Here is a 1224-nt window from a genome sequence, read left to right on the forward strand (position 1 = left end):
CTGCTCGCGCAGCTCCTCGTCGAACGCCGCGGTCACGACCACCCCTCCCCTTCCGGCGGCGGGCGCCGGGCGGCGACAGCTGCCGGATTCACCGTATGCCGGTCCGACGACACGACAGCATGTATGGATATGAAGAATTTTTCAAGTCGCTGGTTTCGCATGTGATGGATTCCGACAGTAGCGATCTGTTGTGATCAGTAACGGTCAACGTGACGACCGCGAAGCGCCCGGTGCCTACGCTCGGTGCGCGGTCGGCACACGGTCGGCCACGACGCGAGACGGTCGGGAGGACTGGGCGCATGGCAGGGATCGAGGGCGCGCTGAAGGACGCGATGGCGATCGACGGGGCGGTGGGCGTCGCCCTGGTCGACTCCACGAGCGGGATGGCGCTGGGCACGCTGGGCGAGGCCTCGGGCCTGGACCTGGGGGTCGCCGCGGCCGGCGCCACCGACGTCGTGCGGGCGCAGCAGCGGGCGGCCGAAGCGCTCGGGCTGCTCGGGGAGACGCTGGAGGACAGCCTGACGACGCTCACCCGCCAGTACCACCTGGTGCGTCCGCTGACCTCGCCGGGCGGGAAGGGGCTGTTCCTGTACCTCGTGCTGGAGCGGACCCGGGCGAACCTGGCGATGGCGCGCCACCAGGTGCGGCGCATCGACGAGGAGCTGGTGGTCTGAGCCGGTGGCCGGGTGCGGCGCGTCAGGTCCCGGCCGGGGGACGGCCGGTCGAGGGCTGGGCGAGCAGGCCGTTGAGCAGCTCGGCCTGGCCGCTGATGACGCCGCCGAGGATCGTGCGCGCGACCCGCAGGAGCTCGGCGACCTCGGGGTTGGTGAGGCGGTAGTAGACGGTCGAGCCCTCGCGGCGGGCGATCACGAGGTTGGAGCGGCGCAGGACGGCGAGCTGCTGGGACAGGTGGGAGGCCTCGACGCCGACCTCGGGCAGCATCTCGGCGACGGCCTGCTCGCGCTCGCTCAGCAGCTCCAGGACGCGGATGCGCACGGGGTGGCCGAGGGTTTTGAAGAACTCCGCCTTCAGCTGGTACAGCGGCGTGCCGACCAAGGGAGGCGGGGTGGGCGTTTCGGCGTTCACGTCGTCACCGTCTCCATCGGGCCGATCTTCGTCGAGGAGTTGACCTTAGCAACCGGCGGGACGGACGCGCAGGTCAGCCCCGCACCGCACCCGCCGGGCAGGTCCCGGGGGGCTCCCGCCGCCGCCCCCGGGCACAAC

Annotated in this window: 2 protein-coding genes; one reads left to right on the forward strand and one right to left on the reverse strand. The window is 71.7% G+C overall.

Annotated features, from left to right (window positions below; all coding sequences use genetic code 11):
• The first annotated feature begins 299 nt into the window (after nt 1–299).
• On the forward strand, nt 300–674 hold the full coding sequence (locus tag AB0O00_RS40295) for a hypothetical protein (RefSeq protein ID WP_363659628.1): 375 nt from the start codon (nt 300–302) through the stop codon (nt 672–674).
• Nucleotides 675–696: 22 nt separating this feature from the next.
• Here AB0O00_RS40295 and AB0O00_RS40300 read toward each other — a convergent pair whose 3' ends face one another.
• Nucleotides 697–1086 carry a metalloregulator ArsR/SmtB family transcription factor gene (locus tag AB0O00_RS40300; RefSeq protein ID WP_363659629.1) on the reverse strand — a complete coding sequence of 130 codons (390 nt, stop codon included), beginning with the start codon at nt 1084–1086 and terminating at the stop codon, nt 697–699.
• Nucleotides 1087–1224: the final 138 nt, after the last annotated feature.

This window comes from Kitasatospora sp. NPDC093558 (assembly GCF_040683475.1).
Classification (GTDB): domain Bacteria; phylum Actinomycetota; class Actinomycetes; order Streptomycetales; family Streptomycetaceae; genus Kitasatospora.

Coding starts and splice junctions, on each gene's coding strand:
- AB0O00_RS40295 (WP_363659628.1), top strand. CDS start 300: ATGGCAGGGATCGAGGGCGCGCTGAAGGACGCGATGGCGATCGACGGG.